Annotated in this window: 19 protein-coding genes; 8 read left to right on the top strand and 11 right to left on the bottom strand. The window is 60.7% G+C overall.

Annotated elements, in window-relative coordinates:
* The first annotated feature begins 197 nt into the window (after window positions 1–197).
* Complete coding sequence (locus tag AB4N41_RS07940; RefSeq protein ID WP_056791613.1) at window positions 198–1,871, top strand: putative bifunctional diguanylate cyclase/phosphodiesterase; 1,674 nt, start codon at window positions 198–200, stop codon at window positions 1,869–1,871.
* A 128-nt stretch (window positions 1,872–1,999) separates the two neighbouring features.
* Here the strand turns inward: AB4N41_RS07940 and AB4N41_RS07935 are convergent, their stop codons facing one another.
* Window positions 2,000–3,394 (bottom strand): NorM family multidrug efflux MATE transporter, encoded by a 1,395-nt coding sequence (locus AB4N41_RS07935; protein ID WP_252877102.1) that lies wholly within the window; start codon window positions 3,392–3,394, stop codon window positions 2,000–2,002.
* Window positions 3,395–3,554: 160 nt separating this feature from the next.
* On the opposite strand from AB4N41_RS07935, the gene AB4N41_RS07930 reads away from it, so the two are divergent.
* From AB4N41_RS07930 to AB4N41_RS07920, 3 genes are all read left to right on the top strand, one after another.
* Entirely contained in the window at window positions 3,555–4,475 is a 921-nt protein-coding gene (locus tag AB4N41_RS07930; RefSeq protein ID WP_122698699.1) for a LysR substrate-binding domain-containing protein, read from the top strand.
* 188 nt (window positions 4,476–4,663) lie between these two features.
* Complete coding sequence (locus AB4N41_RS07925; protein WP_016772578.1) at window positions 4,664–6,640, top strand: methyl-accepting chemotaxis protein; 1,977 nt, start codon at window positions 4,664–4,666, stop codon at window positions 6,638–6,640.
* Between the two features lie 195 nt (window positions 6,641–6,835).
* A complete protein-coding gene (locus AB4N41_RS07920; protein WP_252877101.1) occupies window positions 6,836–8,050 on the top strand; it encodes an aldose 1-epimerase family protein in 1,215 nt (404 codons plus the stop codon).
* On the opposite strand, the gene AB4N41_RS07915 is transcribed toward AB4N41_RS07920, so the two are convergent.
* From AB4N41_RS07915 to AB4N41_RS07900, 4 genes are all read right to left on the bottom strand, one after another.
* The gene (locus AB4N41_RS07915) at window positions 8,047–9,540 is read right to left on the bottom strand and encodes a YifB family Mg chelatase-like AAA ATPase (RefSeq protein WP_252877100.1); all 1,494 of its coding nucleotides are present in this window, start codon (window positions 9,538–9,540) and stop codon (window positions 8,047–8,049) included. The two genes, AB4N41_RS07920 and AB4N41_RS07915, sit on opposite strands and share 4 nt — an antisense overlap.
* Window positions 9,541–10,135: 595 nt before the next feature.
* The gene (locus tag AB4N41_RS07910) at window positions 10,136–10,681 is read right to left on the bottom strand and encodes an N-acetyltransferase (protein WP_353956558.1); all 546 of its coding nucleotides are present in this window, start codon (window positions 10,679–10,681) and stop codon (window positions 10,136–10,138) included.
* Between the two features lie 194 nt (window positions 10,682–10,875).
* A complete protein-coding gene (locus tag AB4N41_RS07905; protein WP_252877099.1) occupies window positions 10,876–11,388 on the bottom strand; it encodes a BRO-N domain-containing protein in 513 nt (170 codons plus the stop codon).
* A 364-nt stretch (window positions 11,389–11,752) separates the two neighbouring features.
* Entirely contained in the window at window positions 11,753–12,013 is a 261-nt protein-coding gene (locus tag AB4N41_RS07900) for an accessory factor UbiK family protein (protein ID WP_007920416.1), read from the bottom strand.
* Window positions 12,014–12,407: 394 nt separating this feature from the next.
* Here AB4N41_RS07900 and glnK point away from each other — a divergent pair, with 394 nt between their 5' ends.
* The 4 genes from glnK (at window position 12,408) to sutA (ending at window position 15,190) form a co-directional block, all read left to right on the top strand.
* Window positions 12,408–12,746, top strand: coding sequence for a P-II family nitrogen regulator (glnK, locus tag AB4N41_RS07895; RefSeq protein WP_002555808.1), 339 nt, complete (start codon window positions 12,408–12,410; stop codon window positions 12,744–12,746).
* Window positions 12,747–12,783: 37 nt separating this feature from the next.
* Window positions 12,784–14,121 carry an ammonium transporter gene (locus AB4N41_RS07890; protein WP_041476939.1) on the top strand — a complete coding sequence of 446 codons (1,338 nt, stop codon included), beginning with the start codon at window positions 12,784–12,786 and terminating at the stop codon, window positions 14,119–14,121.
* A gap of 215 nt (window positions 14,122–14,336) precedes the next feature.
* Complete coding sequence (locus AB4N41_RS07885; RefSeq protein WP_110644492.1) at window positions 14,337–14,762, top strand: secondary thiamine-phosphate synthase enzyme YjbQ; 426 nt, start codon at window positions 14,337–14,339, stop codon at window positions 14,760–14,762.
* Between the two features lie 101 nt (window positions 14,763–14,863).
* The gene (gene sutA, locus AB4N41_RS07880; RefSeq protein WP_056791627.1) at window positions 14,864–15,190 is read left to right on the top strand and encodes a transcriptional regulator SutA; all 327 of its coding nucleotides are present in this window, start codon (window positions 14,864–14,866) and stop codon (window positions 15,188–15,190) included.
* 190 nt (window positions 15,191–15,380) lie between these two features.
* On the opposite strand, the gene AB4N41_RS07875 is transcribed toward sutA, so the two are convergent.
* The 6 genes from AB4N41_RS07875 to lptM are packed head-to-tail and all read right to left on the bottom strand — an operon-like array spanning window position 15,381 to window position 19,987.
* Window positions 15,381–16,088: an HAD family hydrolase gene (locus tag AB4N41_RS07875; RefSeq protein WP_252877098.1), complete on the bottom strand. Its 708-nt coding sequence runs from the start codon at window positions 16,086–16,088 to the stop codon at window positions 15,381–15,383.
* Window positions 16,085–16,984 (bottom strand): tyrosine recombinase XerC, encoded by a 900-nt coding sequence (xerC, locus tag AB4N41_RS07870; RefSeq protein ID WP_252877097.1) that lies wholly within the window; start codon window positions 16,982–16,984, stop codon window positions 16,085–16,087. The genes AB4N41_RS07875 and xerC overlap by 4 nt, the downstream gene beginning before the upstream one ends.
* Before the next feature lie 2 nt (window positions 16,985–16,986).
* Window positions 16,987–17,712, bottom strand: coding sequence for a DUF484 family protein (locus AB4N41_RS07865; protein ID WP_252877096.1), 726 nt, complete (start codon window positions 17,710–17,712; stop codon window positions 16,987–16,989).
* A 13-nt stretch (window positions 17,713–17,725) separates the two neighbouring features.
* Complete coding sequence (dapF, locus tag AB4N41_RS07860) at window positions 17,726–18,556, bottom strand: diaminopimelate epimerase (protein ID WP_041476933.1); 831 nt, start codon at window positions 18,554–18,556, stop codon at window positions 17,726–17,728.
* A 3-nt stretch (window positions 18,557–18,559) separates the two neighbouring features.
* A complete protein-coding gene (gene lysA, locus AB4N41_RS07855; RefSeq protein WP_056791636.1) occupies window positions 18,560–19,807 on the bottom strand; it encodes a diaminopimelate decarboxylase in 1,248 nt (415 codons plus the stop codon).
* Window positions 19,808–19,816: 9 nt separating this feature from the next.
* A complete protein-coding gene (gene lptM / locus AB4N41_RS07850) occupies window positions 19,817–19,987 on the bottom strand; it encodes an LPS translocon maturation chaperone LptM (protein ID WP_016772589.1) in 171 nt (56 codons plus the stop codon).
* Window positions 19,988–20,226: the final 239 nt, after the last annotated feature.

The raw sequence follows: 20,226 nt of genomic DNA, 5'->3' as shown, positions 1-20,226 counted from the left end.
TTGTGACGCAACACGCGATTCAAATTTGCCGGTTTTGTTACTTTCACGCAGGATGCGCGGGGATTTTGCGGCTAATGTTCTCATTCGTGACACAAAATAACGTTTCGAGGCCGTTGTCATCAGACAACGCATTGGTCATTGTTCAGCACACCGGCATAATGCCCCGCCTACATCATTGCAGAGTCTAGGGAGTCAGCTTGTCTACGCCTGTCGAACCCTTGCGTTTGCTGCTACTGGCCGAAGAGCCAGCGTGGACAGCGTTGTTGCGTGAGTGTCTGGCTCCGATGGGGAGCGCGGCGGTGCTGATCAGTGCGCCGAACTGGGATTCGGTCAGCCGCCTGTTCGAGGACAACCGCCACGCGGTACTGCTGACCCTGCCAGCGTTGCAACCGCCGCCCGGTCGCTGCAGCCTGCCGACCGTTCTGCTGCTGGAGCACGAACCGGCCACTGCGCCGGTCGGTGTCAGCGACTGGCTGGTATTCGACGCCCTCGATGCCGGCATGCTCCAGCGTTGCCTGCGCCATGTGCGCGAGCGCGGCGTGCTGGAAAACACTCTCCAGCGCCTTGCCGAACAGGACCCGCTGACTGGCATCGCCAATCGCCAGGGCTTTCAGACCCTGCTTACTGCGCGTCTTGCCGAAGGCGACGGTCGCGGCCTCGCCCTCGGCCATCTCGATCTCGACAACTTCCGCCATGCCAACGATGCCCTTGGTCATCAGGCCGGCGATCGCTTGATCCTGCAAGTGGTCGCGCGGCTGAAAAGTCAGCTGGAGGCCGGCGATCAACTGGCACGGCTGGGCAGCGATGAATTCGCTCTGCTGATCGATACCCGCCGCGCGCCGCAACGCGCCGAGTGGATGGCCGAACGTATCACTGAGGCGTTGGCCGAACCTTATTGGGTCGACGGCGAGAGCCTGCTGATCGGCTCCAGCCTTGGCATCGCCCATGCCCGCGCCAATGGCGGCGCCGATCCACTGATGTGGCACGCCCATATCGCCATGCAGCAGGCCAAGAGCACACAGGGCTGCACTTTTCATATCTTCAACGAACGCATCAACCGCAACGCGCGGAGCATGGCCGACCTCGAAAGCGAGCTGCGCCGGGCCTTGCGCCGCGATGAGCTGGAACTGCATTACCAGCCACGCCTGAATCTTGAGGACGGCCAGATTGTCGGCCTCGAAGCGCTGGTGCGCTGGCGTCATGGCGAGCGCGGTCTGTTGCCACCGAGCGAGTTCGTCCCGCTGGCCGAGCAGAGCGGTCTGATCGTGCCATTGGGTTACTGGGTGATTTCCCGCGCCTTGCGCGATATGCAGGCCTTGCGCGAGCAGGGGCTGCCGGCGCTGCACATGGCGATCAACCTGTCGTTCCGCCAGTTTCAGGACAGCCAGTTGCTGCCGACACTCAGCCGTCTGATTGCCGAGCGCGGCGTCGAGGCGCAGTGGCTGGAATTCGAACTGACCGAAACCGCGGTAATGCGGCGCAGCGATCTGGTCAAACAGACCATGGATGCGCTCGGCCGCCTCGGTGTGCGCTTCTCCCTGGACGATTTCGGCACCGGGTTTTCGTCGTTCGTGCACCTCAACAGCCTGCCCATCACATTGCTGAAGATCGACAAGAGTTTTGTCGGCGGCATGGAACAGCGCGAAGAGAACCGCAAACTGGTGCACGCGATGATCAACCTCGCGCACAACCTGCATCTGGAAGTGGTCGCCGAGGGCGTCGAGACGCCGGAGCAACTGGAGTTGTTGCGCGGGTTCGGCTGCGATCAGGTGCAGGGTTATCTGATCAGCCGGCCGTTGCCGCTGGATGAGCTGGTGGAATATCTGACGTCTGGATCGAACCAGCAGCCGGCCCTGGAAATCGTCGGTTGATCACAATTGTTGCGGCCGGCGCAAATCCCCGTGGGAGCGAGCCTGCTCGCGAAGGCGTTATGTCAGCTGGATGATCTGGGCCTGACACTCGGTCTTCGCGAGCAGGCTCGCTCCCACAAAGGAAAACCTCATTCGGCCTGGGGGATGTTGAAACCTTGAGCTTGCGGCTCGCGCCGAATCATCCGCTGCATCTTCCATTCGAACGCCAGCGTCAGGCTCACCGCCGCGCACGCCAGGCCCAACGCCAGACCCCACCAGACACCCGTCGGCCCCCAGTTGAGGTGGAACGCCATCCACCACGCCGCCGGTGCGCCAATCAGCCAATAGCAAGCCAGTCCGACCAGAAATGTGGTTTTGGCATCCTTGAGCCCACGAATACAGCCCATGGCAATCGTCTGCGTGCCGTCGAACAGCTCGAACCACGCCGCTACGGCCAGCAGGCTCACCGCCAGACGGATCACCTCGGCAAACGCCGGGTCATTATGGTCCAGGAACAGGCCGACCAACTGGTTCGGCCACAGCCAGAACACCAGGGCGAAGCCGAGCATCACCACGGCGCCGAAAGCGATACCGACACGCCCGGACATCCGTGCATCGACCAGTTGCCCGGCGCCGTAGTGTTGGCCGACGCGCATGGTGATGGCATAGGACATCCCGGCCGGGACCATGAAGGCCACCGACACGATCTGCAGGGCGATCTGATGCGCACCCATTTGCGTACTGCCCATGGTGCCCATGCACAACGCGGCAAAGGCAAACAGCCCGACTTCCACCGCATAGGTGCCGCCAATCGGCAGGCCCAGGCGCCAGAGTTCTTTCAGGTATTTCCGGTTCGGCCGCGACAGACCGGCGCGCAACGGATAAGCGTCATAAGCCGGATGCCGACGGATATGCCAGGCCAGCGCCAGTGCCATGCAGTTGGCGACAATCGCCGTGACCAGACCGATGCCGGTCAGACCCAGTTGCGGCAGGCCGAACATGCCGGTGATCAGCGCGTAGTTGAGCAGGAAGTTGGCCACCGTGCCGGCGAGGCTGATGACCATCACTGGCGTCGCCCGGCCGATTGCACTGGTAAAGCCGCGCAGCGCCATGAAGCTCAGATAACCGGGCAGGGCGAAAGGCAGGGCGATGAGGAATTGCCCGGCGGCGTTGACGTTGGTTTCGGTCTGGCCGAACAGCAGCAACACAGGTTTGAGGTTCCACATCAGCAGCCCGGCGCCTAGGGCCATCAGCCACGCCAGCCACAACCCGGCCTGCGTCAGCCGCGCCGCGCCGATGATGTCGCCGGCACCCTGACGGATCGCCACCAGTGTGCCGACCGCTGCAATCACGCCGATGCAGAAAATCGACACGAACGAGTAGCTCGCCGCACCGAGGCCGCCACCGGCCAGCGCTTCGGGACTGAGGCGCGCCATCATCAGGGTATCGGTCAGCACCATCAGCATGTGCGCCAACTGCGAAGCAATCAGCGGCCCCGCCAGCCGCAGAATGGCCCAGAGTTCGGTACGCACAGGATGCTGCATGGTCATCACCACCCAAATATCAGAGGAAGCAGAAGAGCGTCGATTCTCGGCGCTTGGCAGGCTTTGCACAAAGGGATAAAAAGGATGGGTGGCATGATTAATACTCATCCTGAAACGTACCCGCCGAATTGGCTATATCCCCGCTACTGGAGCTTTTTGTATGTCCCGACGCCTTCCGCCGTTGTATGCCCTGCGCGCATTCGAAGCGGCAGCGCGACACAGCTCGTTCACCCGCGCGGCGGAAGAATTGTCGATCACCCAGAGCGCGGTCAGTCGGCACATGCGCACCCTTGAAGAACACTTCGCCTGCCGGCTGTTTCATCGCAGCGGGCGCAACCTGCAACTGACCGAATCGGCACGGCTGCTGCTACCCGGTATCCGCGAAGGCTTCGCTGCCCTCGAGCGCGCCTGCAATACCTTGCGCGCCGAGGACGACATCCTGCGCATGAAAGCGCCATCGACCCTGACCATGCGTTGGCTGCTGGCGCGGTTGAGTCGCTTCCGCCATTTGCAGCCGGGCAATGAGGTGCAACTGACCAGCGCGTGGATGGACATTGATTCGGTGGACTTCAACAACGAACCGTTCGATTGCGCGGTGTTGCTCAGTGACGGGCATTTCCCACCGGACTGGGAAGCGAGCCTGCTGTTTCCCGAGGAATTGATTCCGGTCGGCGCGCCGAACCTGCTCAATGACCAACCTTGGGATGTAGCGCGTCTTGCGACCGCCGAACTGCTGCACCCGACCCCGGATCGCCGTGACTGGCGCAGTTGGCTGGAGCGCATGGGTCTGTCCGAGCAAGTTTCGCTTAAGGGCGGGCAAGTGTTCGATACGCTGGAGCTGGGCATGATCGCGGCGGCGCGCGGCTACGGCGTTTCGATGGGGGATCTGTTGATGGTTGCCGAAGATGTTGCGCAAGGGCGCTTGAGCCTGCCGTGGCCTACGGCCGTCGCCAGTGGCCTGAATTATTACCTGGTCTGGCCAAAGCCGCGCCCGGGAGGTGAACGTTTGCGCCGCCTCAGCGATTTTCTCCAAGGCGAAGTCCGCGCCATGCAATTGCCGGCGGTAGAGCGCTTGAGCTGAAACGTTCGAGCCGGCACAATGCCACCACTGCGCCATACCCACGCAATGCGCTCAAGTATTCGGTTTTACCGCCGACTACGAGCTTGTGGAACCGTCGTGCCGGTTCCGCGTTACACCCCACTATTAGAATATTTTCCGGGCAATTACCGCGATCAAGGAGGATTCGGTGGCTCGGCCAGGAGCTGTTCATGTCTCAACCTCGTGCTCGGATCGCCTCGCAGCTGGGCCTTGCCCTTGCTGTGATACTGGCGATAGTCATCAGCGGCAGTACGGTGTTCGCCTTGCGTTCGCTGGATTCCGCCAACCTCGCCACCCGTGAAGAGCATCTGGCCAGTGAGGCCCGGCTGCTGGCCGATCAACTGAGTACCTTCCACGGTACGCTGCGCGAAAGCACCCTGCGCCTGAGCGGTCTGTTCGAAAAACGCTTCGGCAGTGGCCTGAGTGTGCACCCCGATCAGCCAGTGACCGTGGCCGGCGTGCAGACCCCGGGTCTGCATCTGGGCAACGAAGTGCTGAACAACAACTTCAAGGAAGTTGACGAGTTCAAGCAGATGACTGCCGGTGTGGCCACGGTATTCGTGCGCAGCGGCGAAGACTTCATTCGCGTCAGCACCAACGTCAGCAAGCAGGACGGCACCCGTGCCATCGGCACCGTGCTCGATCATGCCAACCCGGCCTACGCGAAGTTGATGGCAGGGCAGAGTTATGTCGGCCGCTCGTTGCTGTTCGAGCGCTACTACATGTCGCAGTACACACCGGTGCGCGATGCGGGCGGCAAGATCATCGCCGTGTTGTATGTAGGTTTCGATTACACCGACGCGCAGAACGCGCAGTTCGCCAATCTCAAGCGCTTCCGCATTGGCAAGACCGGCTCGCTGGCCCTGCTCGACGAGCAGAACAAATGGCTGGTGCCGATTGCCGGTGTCGAAAACCTGGATCAAGCCGCCCCGACCATCAACAATCTGGTCAAAACCCCGGGCAAGGGTGAGTTCTGGAGCGACAAGGGCGAGGACTTCTACAGCATCGCCGTGCCGTTCGAAGGTGGCCCTTGGTCGGTGGTGGCGAGCATGCCGAAAGCCGAGATCCGCGCGGTGACCTGGAGCGTCGGTACGCAACTGGCGATCGGCAGCCTGCTGGCGATGTTGCTCGCGGTCGGTTCCGTGGTCTGGCTGCTGCGCAGCAAACTCGCGCCGCTGGGCGATCTGGTGCGTCAGGCTGAGGCCTTGGGTGCTGGTGATCTGAGCGTGCGTCTGAACGTATCGAGCCACGATGAAATCGGGCAGCTGTCCCGCGCGTTCAACCAGATGAGCCAGGCGCTGTCGACCATGGTCGAGCACATCCGCCGCGCTTCGGAAGAGGTCAATAGCCGTGCGCAGGCGCTGTCCGGTTTGTCCGGCGGTGCGTATGAGGGCATGGAGCAGCAGTCGGGCGAAATCACCAGCATGGCCGGCGCCGTGGAAGAGTTCAGCGCGACGTCGTTGAACATCGCCGACAACATGGGCGCGACCCAGCGCCTGGCGCAGGAAAACGCTCAGCAAACGCAGATCGGCCGCAGCTCGATGGAAGAAGCGTCGTCGTCGCTGGAGCAGATCGCCGGTGCGCTGAACAGCACCGCCAGCGTGATCAACACGCTGGGGCAGCGCTCTCAGGAAATCGGCGGAATTGTCGGTGTGATCACCTCGATCGCCGAGCAGACCAACCTGCTGGCACTCAACGCTGCCATCGAAGCCGCGCGTGCCGGTGAACAAGGTCGCGGTTTTGCCGTGGTCGCGGACGAAGTGCGCAGCCTCGCCTCGCGTACCCGTCAGGCGACCGATGAAATCTCCAGCATGATCCACAGCATCCAACAGGAAACCGGCAACGCGATCAGCACTATGGAACAGGGCAACGTGCTGATGCAGGAAGGCCTGTCGCGCAACGCCAATGTCGCCTCGGCGCTGGCGCGGATCGACGAGCAGAGCCGTTCGGCAGGCCAGCAGTTCGCCGCGATCACCACCGCCACTCAGGAGCAGAGCAGCACTGCTACGTTGCTGAGCAGCAATTTGCAGAGCATCGCACTGGCCAACAGTGAGCAGCGTGAGGTGGTGTCGAACCTGGCTGTCACCGCGAAAGAGCTGGAGAAGCTGGCGGCGGATCTGCGTTCCGAGGTTGACCGCTTCCGTTGATGCATCTTTGAAACAGCTATCGCGAGCAGGCTCGCTCCCACAGTAGTCGGCGTAATTCACAAATATTGTGAAGGCCCGATGTCCCTGTGGGAGCGAGCCTGCTCGCGAATGCTTTTCTCCCACCGCTTCTTTGCACTTGCTGAAACGTTTCCGCAGCGCTATAAAAATGGCACAACTCCAATAAAGGCTGCTGCCATGACCCCGCTCAAACTCCTCGTCGCCCTCGGCGCATTCTCTGCCGCTTCTCATGCCATGGCTTGGGACTATGTCCTGCTCGACGCCAACACTCCGGCAAAAAACCGGACGATCACCAGTGAGCAACTCGGTGTAAAAACCGCCAAACCGTTTTCCGTGACCTTGCGTACTCTGCATGGCGGTCGTCAGGAGGGCGTCAGCATCGTCGACATCGATAACGGCACGATGAAACTCTCGGTGGTGCCAACCCGTGGCATGAACGTGTTGCAGGCTTCGGTGGGCGACGTGCGCATGGGCTGGGATTCGCCGGTCAAGGACGTGGTCAACCCAGCGTTCATCGAACTCAACGGTCGCGGTGGTCTGGGCTGGCTGGAAGGCTTCAATGAGCTGGTCACCCGTTGCGGTTACGAGTGGGTTGGCCATCCCGGCATGGACAACGGCGAACTGCTGACCCTGCACGGTCGCGCCGCCAACATCCCGGCCAGCACCGTCACTTTGCACATCGACGAGAAGCCGCCGTATGCCATCACGCTGCGTGGCGAGCTGAAAGAGCAGGCATTCAAGAAAGTCGATTTCTCGGTAGCGACCGAACTGGTCACCGAACCGGGCAGCGCAAGCTTCGCCCTTAACGACACTCTGACCAACAACGGCGACTATGCGAAGGAATATCAGGCGCTGTATCACAGCAATTTCAGCACGCCGTTTCTTGAGCAAGGGGCAAAATTCGCTGCGCCGGTGAAGCAGGTATCGCCGTTCAACGACAAGGCCAAGGGTGACCTGCCCGACTGGCAGACCTATCGCGCGCCAACCAAGGACTACGACGAAACTGTCTACAACGTCGTGCCGTATGCGGACGCCAAGGGTGACACCTTGACTGTGTTGCACAACAAGGCCGGTAGTCTCGGCGTATCCGTTGGCTTCAACACCGAGCAGTTGCCGGTGTTCTCGCTGTGGAAAAACACCGACACCCAGGGGCAGGGCTACGTCACCGGGCTGGAGCCTGGGACGAGTTTTTCCTATAACCGTCGCTATCAGCGGCCGTTGAATCTGGTGCCGACCATCGCCCCAAAACAGCACAAGCAGTTCCAGATCAGCTACAGCCTGTTGGCGGATAAAGCTGCGGTGGATAACGCCTTGAAGCGTGTGACCGATATTCAGGCCGGGCGTGATACCGAAGTGCGTCAGGCACCGCTGGTTGATCTGACCGAGCATTAAGGTGTCGCCGGCCGGTATTGCAGTGCCTCGGCCAGATGCTCGCGGGTAATCGCATCGGCCTGCTCAAGATCCGCCAGTGTGCGCGCGACCTTGAGCAGGCGATGCGCCGAGCGCAGCGACAGGATCAGTCGCTCGCATGCCGCCTCCAGCCATTTCTCGTCAGCTGTGGATAACTTGCAGTGACGCTTGAGCCCCGGCAGATCGAGAAACGCATTGGCACAGCCCTGACGCTTCTGCTGTCGTTCGCGAGCCTCGGCCACCAGAGCCGCAGCGCTGGCGCTGTTTTCGCCGGGCTTGGCTGCCGGATTCAACGCGGTTGCCTCCCGCGCCACGGTCAGGTGCAGATCGATCCGGTCCAGCAGCGGCCCTGACAGCTTGTTGCGATAGCGCTGGACCATGTCCGGTGTGCACGAGCATTTGCCGCTCGGTTCGCCAAGATATCCACAGGGACACGGATTCATCGCGGCAACCAATTGAAATCGCGCGGGGAAACGTACGCGATCCTTGGCCCGCGCGATGACGATATGTCCCGACTCCAAAGGCTCGCGTAAAACTTCCAACACCTTGCGATCAAACTCCGGCAACTCATCGAGAAACAGCACGCCATGGTGGGCGAGGGTGATCTCGCCGGGTTGCGGTTTCGAGCTGCCACCGACCAATGCCGGCCCTGAAGCCGAATGGTGTGGTTGGCGGAAGGGGCGTTGCGGCCAGTGAGTCAGAGGCACCCCGCTGGCGACCGATTGAATCGCTGCCACTTCCAGCGCCTCACATTCGGAAAGCGGTGGCAGTAATCCTGGCAGACGACTGGCCAGCAGCGTCTTGCCGGTTCCCGGAGGCCCGCTGAACAACAAGTTGTGCGCCCCCGCTGCGGCAATCAGCAATGCGCGTTTTGCGGTTGTTTGACCCTGCACTTCGTTGAGGTCGGGATAGGGCTTGGCAGCGTGCATCAAACCATCGGAAACGTAAGGCTCGACCGGCGTGTGCCCATTGAAATGCGCCACCGCTTCCAGCAAATGATCGACCGCAAACACCTTGAGCCCGGATGCCAGGCACGCCTCTTCTGCATTCGCTCGAGGCACCACCAGCGCCCGCCCGGCCTTGCGCGCCGCCAGTGCCGCCGGCAGCACACCACGCACCGGCCGCACGGCACCCGACAGCGCCAACTCACCCAGACATTCCACCTCGTCCAGGGTCAGGCAGGGCACCTGCACACTCGCCGACAGAATCCCCAAAGCAATCGCCAGATCAAACCGCCCGCCATCCTTGGGCAGGTCCGCCGGCGCCAGATTCAAGGTGATCCGCCGCGCCGGAAATTGCAGTCCGGAATTGATGATCGCGCTGCGTACGCGATCCTTGCTCTCCTTCACCGCCGCTTCAGGCAGGCCGACCATGGTCAGCGACGGCAGACCGTTGGCCAGATGGACTTCGACGGTAACAGCGGGGGCTTCCACGCCAATCTGGGCGCGACTGTGGACAATGGAGAGGGACATGGTCGTTCCTTGAGTTGAATCGGGGGCCGCTTCCTGCGGGTTTTTGAAGGATAGTTGAGCCGGGTTTCAGTGCTGAAATAGAGGTTTACAAGACGTATCAAGACCCGATGGGCTGTCAGTGCTTGCCTGAATTGGAGCGTTGACTCTCGCTCGGCATTGACGGATCCTCCCGCTCGAGGACTGCAACTGCGCATTCGTTGGGACTGGGCACCAGTAAAAGCTCCCCCGCATTTTTGGCAGCAGAGAAAGCTGGTTTCTCTGAAGTAGTGACGACGGGCCAGCTCGTCGGATTCTGAACCCATGGTTGCAAAGCCAGGAGCTAAAGAATCGCTGCGACTACTCCTCCAAACACAAAAAAGGCGTCCTATGGACGCCTTTTTATTTTTGACTCAGGATCTTCTACCGGCCAGCGGGCCGCTTGGCTCAAGCTCTGGCCCACACGTAACAGCAACTTCAATAAATCGCCGTTGGTTGGCTGACATATCCCCAGCCAACCGGAGTGCTTCGAGATGTAGTTCAACAATCTGAAGAAGCTTTGCCTTTCGCTTTTTTGGGCTCATACGCACCTCGTACGATTGGGTTGTTGATTTCGATGTTATTGACCGTTCACAGAAATGACAAGCCGGTTGGTATGGTCGAATTCGAACCCCAGTTTCCGGTAGTAAAAGACAACATTCGGATCAGGATCCTGAATTTCGATTTCTTTGCATCCTAGCGCTCGCGCATAGTGATCTGCGACAAGCAGAGCAATCGGCGCGATCCTGCCGCGAAGCGGGTGCGCCCTGTCCGGATGCCCTTCCAACAGAATAATCTTTAAGCAGATAGAGCTTGCGCGCGGGGTCGCATAGCACATGCCGCAAAGAATCTGTTTGAACCATATCGCCAAATCCAGACCTTTCGCATCTTTACTTTTCCAGTCTGCAACGTCATCCCAAGGGAAAATTGTTGGCCCCTCCCAGAGAAAGTATTGCTTTATCGCTGCTGGGGTAATTGGCTCAAACTTGACCGCTGCTGCATCAATATTTGGGATTCTCGGGGCAATGTTGTTTATAAAGAATTTGTAGGCGATCTTTCGCGAGTTTGATCTGAATGTCTGGTTGCGAAGATCCGTTGCTTTGCCTTTTCTTCTCATTGTTTTCATCTGTTTGGATCTGGTCGCAGAAGATAGCCAGCAGAGAGGGGGCAGCGAAATCAGACGTGGGGGACGCGTTTTGTAGGACGTTACTTCTGTGAGTGGAGGATTTCGGAGTAGGGGGGCGAGTTAACGAAGACACAAAACAGGTCATTTCAGTGATATCACTGAAATGACCGTTGGTGAGGTTGCAGCGCAAAAATTCAGATCAATTGCAGAGCCTTTCTCCACCATGAGTTCACAACCGTGCGGTTTGCTTGTTCTCGCTCCGTCACCATGTGTGGTACATCCTGCAACCGTATCCACGGCTGGTTATTCCAGTGCAGCAAACTCAACGTCATGTCCGGCCAACTGAGCAAGCTGAGATGTGGGCGTTCGCTTGTGCTGGGGAGTTGGGCGTCGCGCAGGGTGGGGATGACTTGGTGGGTGAGCCATTCGCGCAGCGCTCGGTATTCGGGACAGTAGTGGTAGACGAGGAGGGCGTAGATGCCTGATTCGCTGATCAGCAGGGTGTTTTCGATCTGGTTGTGGATCAGGGTTTTGCGGGTTTGGTATTGGTCGGGGTCGAGTTTTCGCAGCATGCGTTCGTTGAGGTAGATGTGCAGCAGGCGGCTCAGGTCTCGGGCGCAGAACCAGGGTTGGTTCTGAATGAGGAGTGCGTTGAGGGGGAGTTTGTGGCGGGTGAAGATGCTAGGTGTCAGGTAGTTTTCGTCCATGGTTCAGTTCTCGAATTCAAGTGAAGAAAACTGCTTCTGTTCGTCGCCAAACGAAAAGGGTGGCAGCTATGCGCGGGTTGGCGAACCGGTGAATTCGAAACCGGCAGACCCTGAGGTCTCCCACGCAAAGCCGCCATAACTCGTTGAGAGAAAAAACCTCTGTGTGAGTTTAGTTGCATTGCGTCAAATTCGATCCAGGTCGCCAAACCCGGTGCTGAACATTCAGCATCGGATGAGCTTAGAAACCTGGGCTTTTCGGCGCAATCGGACGGCGGTGGTGCAGGTTGTAGGACGTTGCGGGGATGGTTGAAGGGCTGAAGATCAAAAGATCGCAGCCTTCGGCAGCTCCTACAGGGGACGCGAATTATTCAGCGGGCGGTGTCAGCTTCGCTTCCATCTCGGCAACCTTGGCTTCGAGGCTTTCGAGGCGGGCGCGAGTACGCGCCAGCACTACCATCTGACTATCGAACTCTTCCCGGCTGACCAGATCGAGTTTGCTGAAGGCACTTTGCAGCAGCATTTTGAACTGGCTTTCGATCTCGGCTTTCGGCAGCGGGGTGTCGCCGCTGAAGAGGCGGGAGGCGGTGCCGCTCAGGGCGTCGAGGAAGTCTTTGGGCGCGAGCATGGGAAATGTCCAGGAAACAATGGCCGGCAGTGTATCACGCAGTGTCTATAGTCAATCCCGTTGCACGGATGCACGCTTTTCGCGCAGGGGGACGGACGGTGGCGCACCGTTGTTGTGCGTATCGGCAAAAGCTTTTCTGCCCGAGCGCTTGCAACAGGTGCCAAGCGATTGAAATGCAGGGTTTTTGCCGAGCTGGCAAGGTTTCTGCTTAGTCACCCTCGACCCATGCACTGATGCAGTCGCTGTGACGAATGCAGTGCGGCAGACGAAGCGGGGAGTTTCGTCTGATGCGGTTAGCTGGCGTCAACGATGCGTTACAAAGCCAGGCACTGCGCTTAGACTTGAGACGGGTTTGTTTTCCTGGGGCAAGTCCACCAATTCGGGAGAGAGTTTCATGAAGCTAGTCACTGCCATCATCAAGCCGTTCAAGTTGGACGACGTGCGCGAGTCGCTGTCCGAAATCGGCGTGCAGGGCATTACCGTCACTGAAGTCAAAGGCTTCGGCCGGCAGAAGGGTCACACCGAGCTGTATCGCGGCGCGGAATATGTGGTCGATTTTCTGCCCAAGGTGAAAATCGACGTGGCCATCGACGACAAGGATCTGGATCGGGTTATCGAGGCGATAACCAAAGCGGCCAACACCGGCAAGATCGGTGACGGCAAGATCTTCGTGGTCAATCTGGAACAGGCGATCCGCATCCGTACCGGCGAAACCGATACCGACGCGATCTAAGCGCTGCCACAAACCCAACGCCCCAGGAGAAAACAATATGACTCTGCGTAAATTCGCAGGGCTAGGCGCCCTGTTGTCCATCGTAATGCCCGGCATCGCCATGGCGGCAGACGAAGTGGCAGCGCCAGTCCTCAATTCCGGCGACACCGCCTGGATGCTCACCTCGACAGCGCTCGTGCTGTTCATGACCATCCCCGGCCTGGCGCTGTTCTACGGCGGTATGGTTCGCTCGAAAAACATTCTTTCCGTGCTGATGCAGTGCTTCGCCATTACCGGTCTGATCAGCATCCTGTGGGTCATTTATGGCTACAGCATTGCCTTCGACACCACCGGCATGGAGCAGGGCGTCGTCAACTTCAATTCGTTCTTCGGCGGCATGGGCAAGGCGTTCCTCGCCGGTGTCACGCCTTCGAGCATCACCGGCCCGGCGGCGCTGTTCCCTGAGGCGGTGTTCATCACCTTCCAGATGACCTTCGCGATCATCACCCCGGCGCTGATCGTCGGTGCGTTCGCCGAGCGTATGAAGTTCTCCGCGATGCTGATTTTCATGGGCATCTGGTTCACGCTGGTTTATGCACCGATCGCGCACATGGTCTGGTCCGGTAACGGCGGCCTGATGTGGGACTGGGGCGTGCTCGACTTTGCTGGCGGCACCGTGGTGCACATTAACGCCGGTATCGCCGGCCTGGTCGCGTGCCTGGTACTGGGCAAGCGCAAAGGCTTCCCGACCACACCGATGGCTCCGCATAACCTCGGCTACACCCTGATGGGCGCGGCGATGCTGTGGGTCGGCTGGTTCGGCTTCAACGCTGGTTCCGCTGCTGCCGCCAACGGCACTGCCGGTATGGCCATGCTGGTTACTCAGATCGCCACCGCCGCTGCGGCACTGGGCTGGATGTTTGCCGAGTGGGTCACCCACGGCAAGCCAAGCGCACTGGGTATTGCTTCGGGTGTGGTCGCCGGTCTGGTCGCGATCACTCCGGCCGCTGGCACTGTAGGCCCGATGGGTGCACTGGTGATCGGTCTGGCCGCAGGCGTGGTGTGCTTCTTCTGCGCCACCACCCTGAAACGCAAACTCGGCTATGACGACTCCCTGGATGCCTTCGGCGTGCACGGTATCGGCGGTATCCTCGGCGCGATCCTCACTGGTGTGTTTGCCGCACCGGCACTGGGCGGCTTCGGCACCGTGACTGACATCGGCGCGCAGGTCTGGATTCAGATCAAAGGCGTCGGCTTCACGGTGATCTACACCGCGATCGTGACTTTCATCATCCTCAAGGTGCTGGACGCCGTCATGGGTCTGCGCGTAACCGAGGAAGAAGAGTCGGTCGGCCTCGATCTGGCACAACACAACGAACGCGGCTACAACCTGTAAGTACGCGCGATAAAAAAACTGCCCGGTTCGCCGGGCATTTTTTTGTCCGGGATTTGTCATTCAAGGTGCGGCTGAAAGGATTTTTCTTACGGCTTTGGTCGTCTTTACGACGAGGCTTTTTCTGCGGGCAATCGCTTACATCGCTGCAGGAATATTAGGGCCTTTGTTTTTTTTCAGAGCACGCTAGAATGCGCCCCGAACGAGCGGAGAACTGTATGTGGCAACAGACTCTGATAACCCTGCGGGCAAGGCCCCGGGGCTTTCATCTGGTGACGGACGAGTTGCTCGCAGGCTTGCCTGAACTCAAGGCCTGTCGGGTCGGTCTGTTGCATTTGTGGCTGCAGCACACGTCGGCATCGTTGACCATCAACGAGAACGCCGATCCGGCAGTTCGTCGCGACTTCGAACGATTTTTCAATCGTCTGATCCCACAAGGAACAGACGGCTACGAGCACAACGACGAAGGCCCGGATGATCTCCCGGCGCACTTCAAGGCCAGCGTGCTCGGTTGCCAGGTCAGTCTGCCGGTTGCGGCAGGGCGGCTGGCACTGGGTACCTGGCAAGGGATTTATCTGGGCGAGCACCGTGATCATGGCGGTGCCCGTAAAGTCCTCGCCACCTTGCACGGTGAACAGGCATGAGCCGCTGCCGGGCAGCGGCAGAAGATTTTTCAACGGCGGCTTCGACAGCCGCCAAAGCTGGTCTATAACTAATCTGCTTTTGGCAAGTCATGAGGTAGAACATGAGCGACGATGATCTGGAAAACGACGACCTCGAAGTAGGCGACGAAGACGAGGCCGAGGAAGGCCTGGAAGCGGCAGCGGAAGACGTTACCGAAGACGATGGCGGTGACGACACGCCGGCCCCGGCTGCCAAAGGCAAAGCCAAGGCTGCGGTCTCGGTCGACGAGTTGCCGAGCATCGAAGCCAAGAACAAGGAGCGCGACGCCCTGGCCAAGGCCATGGAAGAATTCCTTGCGCGCGGCGGCAAGGTGCAGGAAGTGGAGGCCAACGTGGTCGCCGATCCGCCCAAGAAGCCGGATAACAAGTACGGCAGCCGCCCTATCTGAGGCGCGTCGCTCGCTTGCTGAAAAAGCCCGCCGTCGCTGCGGGCTTTTTTATGCCTGAAATAAATCCGTTGAAAGCAAATGCAGTCCTCTGTGGGAGCGAGCCTGCTCGCGAAGAGGGCATGTCAGCCGACATACATGTTGAATGACACACCGCATTCGCGAGCAGGCTCGCTCCCACAGGGTTTGTGGATTATTTCGAGGTGGCATTCCAGCGGGAGAGGACGACGGGCAATTCGGTCAGGCTGCGAATTTCCGCATCCGGCAAGCGCTCCGCCTCCCAGACCTTGCCTGTCGGGTTGAACCACACCGCGCGCAACCCCGCCTGCTGCGCCCCGGCGATGTCATCGCCGGGATGATCGCCAACATGCACCGCCGCTTCAGCACCCACACCACCGCGCTGTAACGCTTCATGAAACAGCCGTGCATCCGGTTTGGCGATGCCGATGTCTTCGGCGCACAAGGCGAACCTGAAGTAATCCGCCAGCCCCAGCCGGCGCACGTCGGCATTGCCATTGGTGACCACGCCGAGGGCGTAATGATTGGCGAGCAGCTCCAGCAGCGGCTCGACCTCCGGGAACACCTCGATCTGATGCCGCGCATGCAGGAACACTTCAAAAGCCTTGTCAGCCAGCTCCGAGGCCTCGCCGTGGGCATATCCGGCTTCTTCCAGCGCATGGAACAGCACACGTCGACGCAGCGCGCTGATGCGGTGCTTGAGCCCCGGTTCGCCCGCCAGCACACGCTCGCGAATCGACCACAAATGCTCCACCGGCACCGCGCCCAGACCCGAGGCATGTTCGCTCAGCCATTCGCGCAACACGGTTTCGGCGCTGGCGATCACCGGAGCGGTGTCCCACAGGGTGTCGTCGAGGTCGAAGGTGATCAACTGAATGCTCATGAATCATCGCCTTTCATGCGTTTGGCCCGGGGATGGGCGCTGTCGTAGATCGCCGCCAGATGCTGGAAGTCGAGGTGGGTATAGATCTGTGTGGTTTTGATATCGGAGTGGCCGAGCAATTCCTGCACCGCGCGCAGATCCTGCGAGGACTCGAGCAAATGGCTGGCGAAGGAGTGCCGGAGCATGTGCGGGTGCAGGTTCTGCCCCAGTTCGCGCTCGCCAGCCAGTTTGACCCGCACCTGAATCGCGCGCGGGCCAAGGCGTCGGCCCTGCTGGCTGACAAATACGGCATCGTCTGCCGGGTTGGTCATTGCGCGTAGCGGCAACCAGTGTTCGAGGGCTTCGCGGGCCTTGGCGCCGACTGGCAGCAGCCGGGTCTTGCTGCCCTTGCCGAGCACCTGAACCATGCCGTCGGCGAGGTCGAGTTGATCGAGATTGAGCCCGGTCAGCTCGGACAGGCGCAGGCCAGAGGAATAGAACAGCTCCAGAATCGCCTGATCGCGCCGGGCGAGAAAATCGTCCTCGACCGCACCTTCCAGCAGCTGCAATGCGCGATCGGTATCAAGGGTTTTCGGCAGGCGTCGTTCGCCTTTCGGCGGGGCCAGGCCGGTGGCCGGGTCGTGGTCGCACAGGCCTTCGCGATTCAAGTAGTGATAGAGCCCGCGCACCGCCGAGAGCAGGCGGGCGAGGCTGCGCGAGGACTGGCCTTGCGCATGCAACCGGGCGATCAGGCTGCGCAGGCGCTGGATATCCAGCGCGGCCCAACTGCCGATGTTCTGCTTGATGCACCAGCCAAGGACTTTATCGAGGTCGCGGCGATAAGCCGACAGGGTGTGCGGCGACACCTGTCGCTCACTGCGCAGATGTTCGCAGTAAGCGTCCAGTTGTCGTTCCATGGTCAGCGTACCGAGCGCAGCGAGCTGTTGACCCGTGGCAGCACGCGGCCCATGACCTCGGCGATGTAGCTCAGGAACAGGGTGCCGACCGAGCTCTTGTAGTGCTGCGGGTCACGGCTGGCGATGGCCAGAATGCCGTGAATGCCCTGATGGCTGATGGCAACCACGGCGGTCGAGCCGATCTGCTGGCGCTGTTCTTCGCCGAAGAGGAAATCCAGCTCATGTTCACGCAGGCTGCCGCTGACGCTTTTGCCTTCGGTGAGCAGGCCACCGATCGCGGTTTGCGCGTCGGCGTGAGTCACCCAGCGGCCGACCGGTGCCGGGTTGTCGCCGAGCAGGATCAGGCTGACGAAAGGCACCTGGAAATCCTGACGCAGGCTGTCCTCAACGCTGATGACCACGTCTTCCAGGGTCGATGCATCCATCAGCGCGAGAATCAGGCGGCGGGTCTTTTCAAACAGGCGATCGTTGTCGCGGGCCACGTCCATCAGATGCGAAAGGCGATGGCGCATCTCGATATTGCGGTCGCGCAGGATGGTCATCTGCCGCTCGACCAGCGACACGGTGTCGCCGCGTCGGTGCGGAATGCGCAACGACGGCAGCAGCTCTTCGTGCTCGACGAAGAAGTCCGGATGAGCCTCCAGGTAGGCGGCTACCGCGGCTGCCTCGAGGCTCTCGGGCGCTGATTCGTCGGCTGGTCGGGCGGGTACCTGTGGCTTGTCGGTCATGATTTCTGCTCGCTCAAAGACGCACTTGTCCTTCGTATACACGCACTGCCGGACCGGTCATCAATACCGGTTCGCCCGGGCCGGCCCACTCGATGGACAGGCGTCCGCCGGGCAGGTCGATCAACAGCGGCGAATCCATCCACCCCTGACTGATGGCCGCCACCGCCGCGGCACAGGCGCCGGTGCCGCAGGCCTGGGTTTCCCCGGCGCCGCGCTCCCAAACACGCAGTTGCGCGCGATGGCGATCGATGACCTGAAGGAAGCCGACATTGACCCGCGCCGGAAAGCGCGGGTGGTGTTCGATCTTCGGCCCCAGTTCATGCACCGGTGCGCTGTTGATGTCGTCCACGCGAATGACCGCATGGGGATTGCCCATCGACACGGCGGCCAGTTCGACCGTGGTGCCATCGACTTCCAGCTGATAGCTGCTGGCCTGGGCCGGCGCCTGGAATGGAATGTCTGCCGGCACCAGGCGCGGCGCGCCCATGTTGACGCCGATCTGGCCGTCGTTACGCACGTCCAGTTCGATGATGCCGCCCTTGGTCTCGACGCGGATCTGCCGCTTGGCGGTCAGGCGCTTGTCGAGCACGAAGCGGGCGAAGCAGCGCGCACCGTTGCCGCACTGCTCCACTTCCGAGCCGTCGGAGTTGAAGATCCGGTAGCGAAAGTCCACGTCCGGGTTGCTCGGCGCTTCGACGATCAGCAACTGGTCGAAACCGATACCGGTGTGGCGATCGCCCCATTGCTTGGCGTGTTTGGGCTGAATGTGCGCGTGCTGGCTGACCAGGTCGAGGACCATGAAGTCGTTGCCCAGGCCGTGCATTTTGGTAAAACGCAGCAGCATGGGTTACTCCGGCAGCAGGCTTTCGCCGGCAAACAGCTCGGCCACGGTTTCGCGGCGACGCACTTCAAAAACCTGATCACCATCCACCAGCACTTCAGCGGCACGGCCGCGAGTGTTGTAGTTGGAGCTCATCACAAAACCGTAGGCGCCAGCCGAATGCACGGCCAGCAGATCGCCTTCTTCCAGCGCCAGCTCGCGGTCCTTGGCGAGGAAGTCGCCGGTTTCGCAGATCGGGCCGACGATGTCGTACTTGCGTGCAGCGCTGTCGCGCGGTTTCACCGCCGTGACGTCCATCCACGCCTGATACAGCGCCGGACGGATCAGGTCGTTCATCGCCGCGTCGACGATGGCGAAATCCTTGTGCTCGGTGTGCTTGAGGTATTCGACCTGTGTCAGCAACACGCCGCCATTGGCAACGATGAAGCGGCCTGGCTCGAACACCAGCGCCAGATCACGCCCGTCGAGACGTTCGCGCACAGCCTTGATGTAATCGGCAGCCAATGGCGGCTCTTCATCGCGATAACGCACGCCCAAACCACCACCGAGATCGATGTGGCGCAGGTGAATGCCGCAATCGCCGAGGCGGTCGACCAGATCCAGCAGGCGATCGAGTGCATCAATGAACGGCGGCAGGGTGGTCAGTTGCGAACCGATATGGCAGTCAACGCCCACCACTTCCAGGTTCGGTAGATGCGCGGCGCGCACGTACACGTCTTCGGCATCGGCAATGGCGATGCCGAACTTGTTCTCTTTCAGACCGGTGGAAATGTACGGGTGGGTGCCGGCATCGACGTCCGGGTTCACGCGCAGCGAAACCGGGGCGCGAACACCCAGCTCGGCGGCGACTACTTGCAGGCGCTCAAGCTCATCGGTGGACTCGACGTTGAAGCAGTGCACGCCGACTTCGAGGGCGCGGCGCATGTCGTCACGGGTCTTGCCGACGCCGGAGAAAACGATCTTGTCGGCGCTGCCACCTGCGGCCAGTACACGTTCCAGCTCACCACGGGAAACGATGTCGAAACCGGCGCCGAGACGGGCCAGGACATTCAGCACACCGAGGTTGGAGTTGGCTTTGACCGCGAAGCAGACCAGATGCGGCATGCCGGCCAGCGCATCGGCGTAGGCCAGATACTGCGCTTCGATGTGCGCGCGCGAGTAGACATAGGTGGGCGTGCCGAAGCGGTCGGCGATGGCGGACAGCGCCACACCTTCCGCGAACAGCTCCCCGCCACGGTAGTTAAAAGCGTCCATGGCGATCCCTTAGTAAACGTCGTGCTTGTGAGCCTTGGATGGCTGCTTCTGCGAAGACTGGGCTTGTTCGGCCGGGTCCTGATCGTCATCCGGCAGGTACAGCGGGCCTTTTTGACCACAGGCCGAAACGAGGCAGGCAACCGCGACGAGCGCAGCAAGGGAAGAGATCAGGCGCTTCATGGCGAAATCCTTGAAAATGCGTTAATTGCGCCGGAGTATACCGGCCACCCGGCAGCTTGCCTATGCGAGGGGGTTCCCGTCCGGCGGGGCTCCTGTGATGCGCATCATCCCTGTGGGAGCGAGCCTGCTCGCGAAGGCGTCGGCAAATTCAACAGGCTCGTTGCCTGACACACCGCTTTCGCGAGCAGGCTCGCTCCCACGGGGGCGGTGCTGGATGGGCCGACAGGTGCTTGGTCGTT

This window comes from Pseudomonas sp. S2_A10 (genome assembly GCF_054668465.1).
Note: the sequence above shows the minus strand (reverse complement) of the source record. Positions and strands in the feature narration are given on the sequence as shown.

Excerpts from the sequence above, each read along its gene's own strand:
- AB4N41_RS07935 (WP_252877102.1), bottom strand. The coding sequence starts at position 3,394 with ATGCAGCATCCTGTGCGTACCGAACTCTGGGCCATTCTGCGGCTGGCG.
- AB4N41_RS07930 (WP_122698699.1), top strand. The coding sequence starts at position 3,555 with ATGTCCCGACGCCTTCCGCCGTTGTATGCCCTGCGCGCATTCGAAGCG.
- AB4N41_RS07925 (WP_016772578.1), top strand. The coding sequence starts at position 4,664 with ATGTCTCAACCTCGTGCTCGGATCGCCTCGCAGCTGGGCCTTGCCCTT.
- AB4N41_RS07920 (WP_252877101.1), top strand. The coding sequence starts at position 6,836 with ATGACCCCGCTCAAACTCCTCGTCGCCCTCGGCGCATTCTCTGCCGCT.
- AB4N41_RS07915 (WP_252877100.1), bottom strand. The coding sequence starts at position 9,540 with ATGTCCCTCTCCATTGTCCACAGTCGCGCCCAGATTGGCGTGGAAGCC.
- AB4N41_RS07910 (WP_353956558.1), bottom strand. The coding sequence starts at position 10,681 with ATGAAAACAATGAGAAGAAAAGGCAAAGCAACGGATCTTCGCAACCAG.
- AB4N41_RS07905 (WP_252877099.1), bottom strand. The coding sequence starts at position 11,388 with ATGGACGAAAACTACCTGACACCTAGCATCTTCACCCGCCACAAACTC.
- AB4N41_RS07900 (WP_007920416.1), bottom strand. The coding sequence starts at position 12,013 with ATGCTCGCGCCCAAAGACTTCCTCGACGCCCTGAGCGGCACCGCCTCC.
- glnK (WP_002555808.1), top strand. The coding sequence starts at position 12,408 with ATGAAGCTAGTCACTGCCATCATCAAGCCGTTCAAGTTGGACGACGTG.
- AB4N41_RS07890 (WP_041476939.1), top strand. The coding sequence starts at position 12,784 with ATGACTCTGCGTAAATTCGCAGGGCTAGGCGCCCTGTTGTCCATCGTA.
- AB4N41_RS07885 (WP_110644492.1), top strand. The coding sequence starts at position 14,337 with ATGTGGCAACAGACTCTGATAACCCTGCGGGCAAGGCCCCGGGGCTTT.
- sutA (WP_056791627.1), top strand. The coding sequence starts at position 14,864 with ATGAGCGACGATGATCTGGAAAACGACGACCTCGAAGTAGGCGACGAA.
- AB4N41_RS07875 (WP_252877098.1), bottom strand. The coding sequence starts at position 16,088 with ATGAGCATTCAGTTGATCACCTTCGACCTCGACGACACCCTGTGGGAC.
- xerC (WP_252877097.1), bottom strand. The coding sequence starts at position 16,984 with ATGGAACGACAACTGGACGCTTACTGCGAACATCTGCGCAGTGAGCGA.
- AB4N41_RS07865 (WP_252877096.1), bottom strand. The coding sequence starts at position 17,712 with ATGACCGACAAGCCACAGGTACCCGCCCGACCAGCCGACGAATCAGCG.
- dapF (WP_041476933.1), bottom strand. The coding sequence starts at position 18,556 with ATGCTGCTGCGTTTTACCAAAATGCACGGCCTGGGCAACGACTTCATG.
- lysA (WP_056791636.1), bottom strand. The coding sequence starts at position 19,807 with ATGGACGCTTTTAACTACCGTGGCGGGGAGCTGTTCGCGGAAGGTGTG.
- lptM (WP_016772589.1), bottom strand. The coding sequence starts at position 19,987 with ATGAAGCGCCTGATCTCTTCCCTTGCTGCGCTCGTCGCGGTTGCCTGC.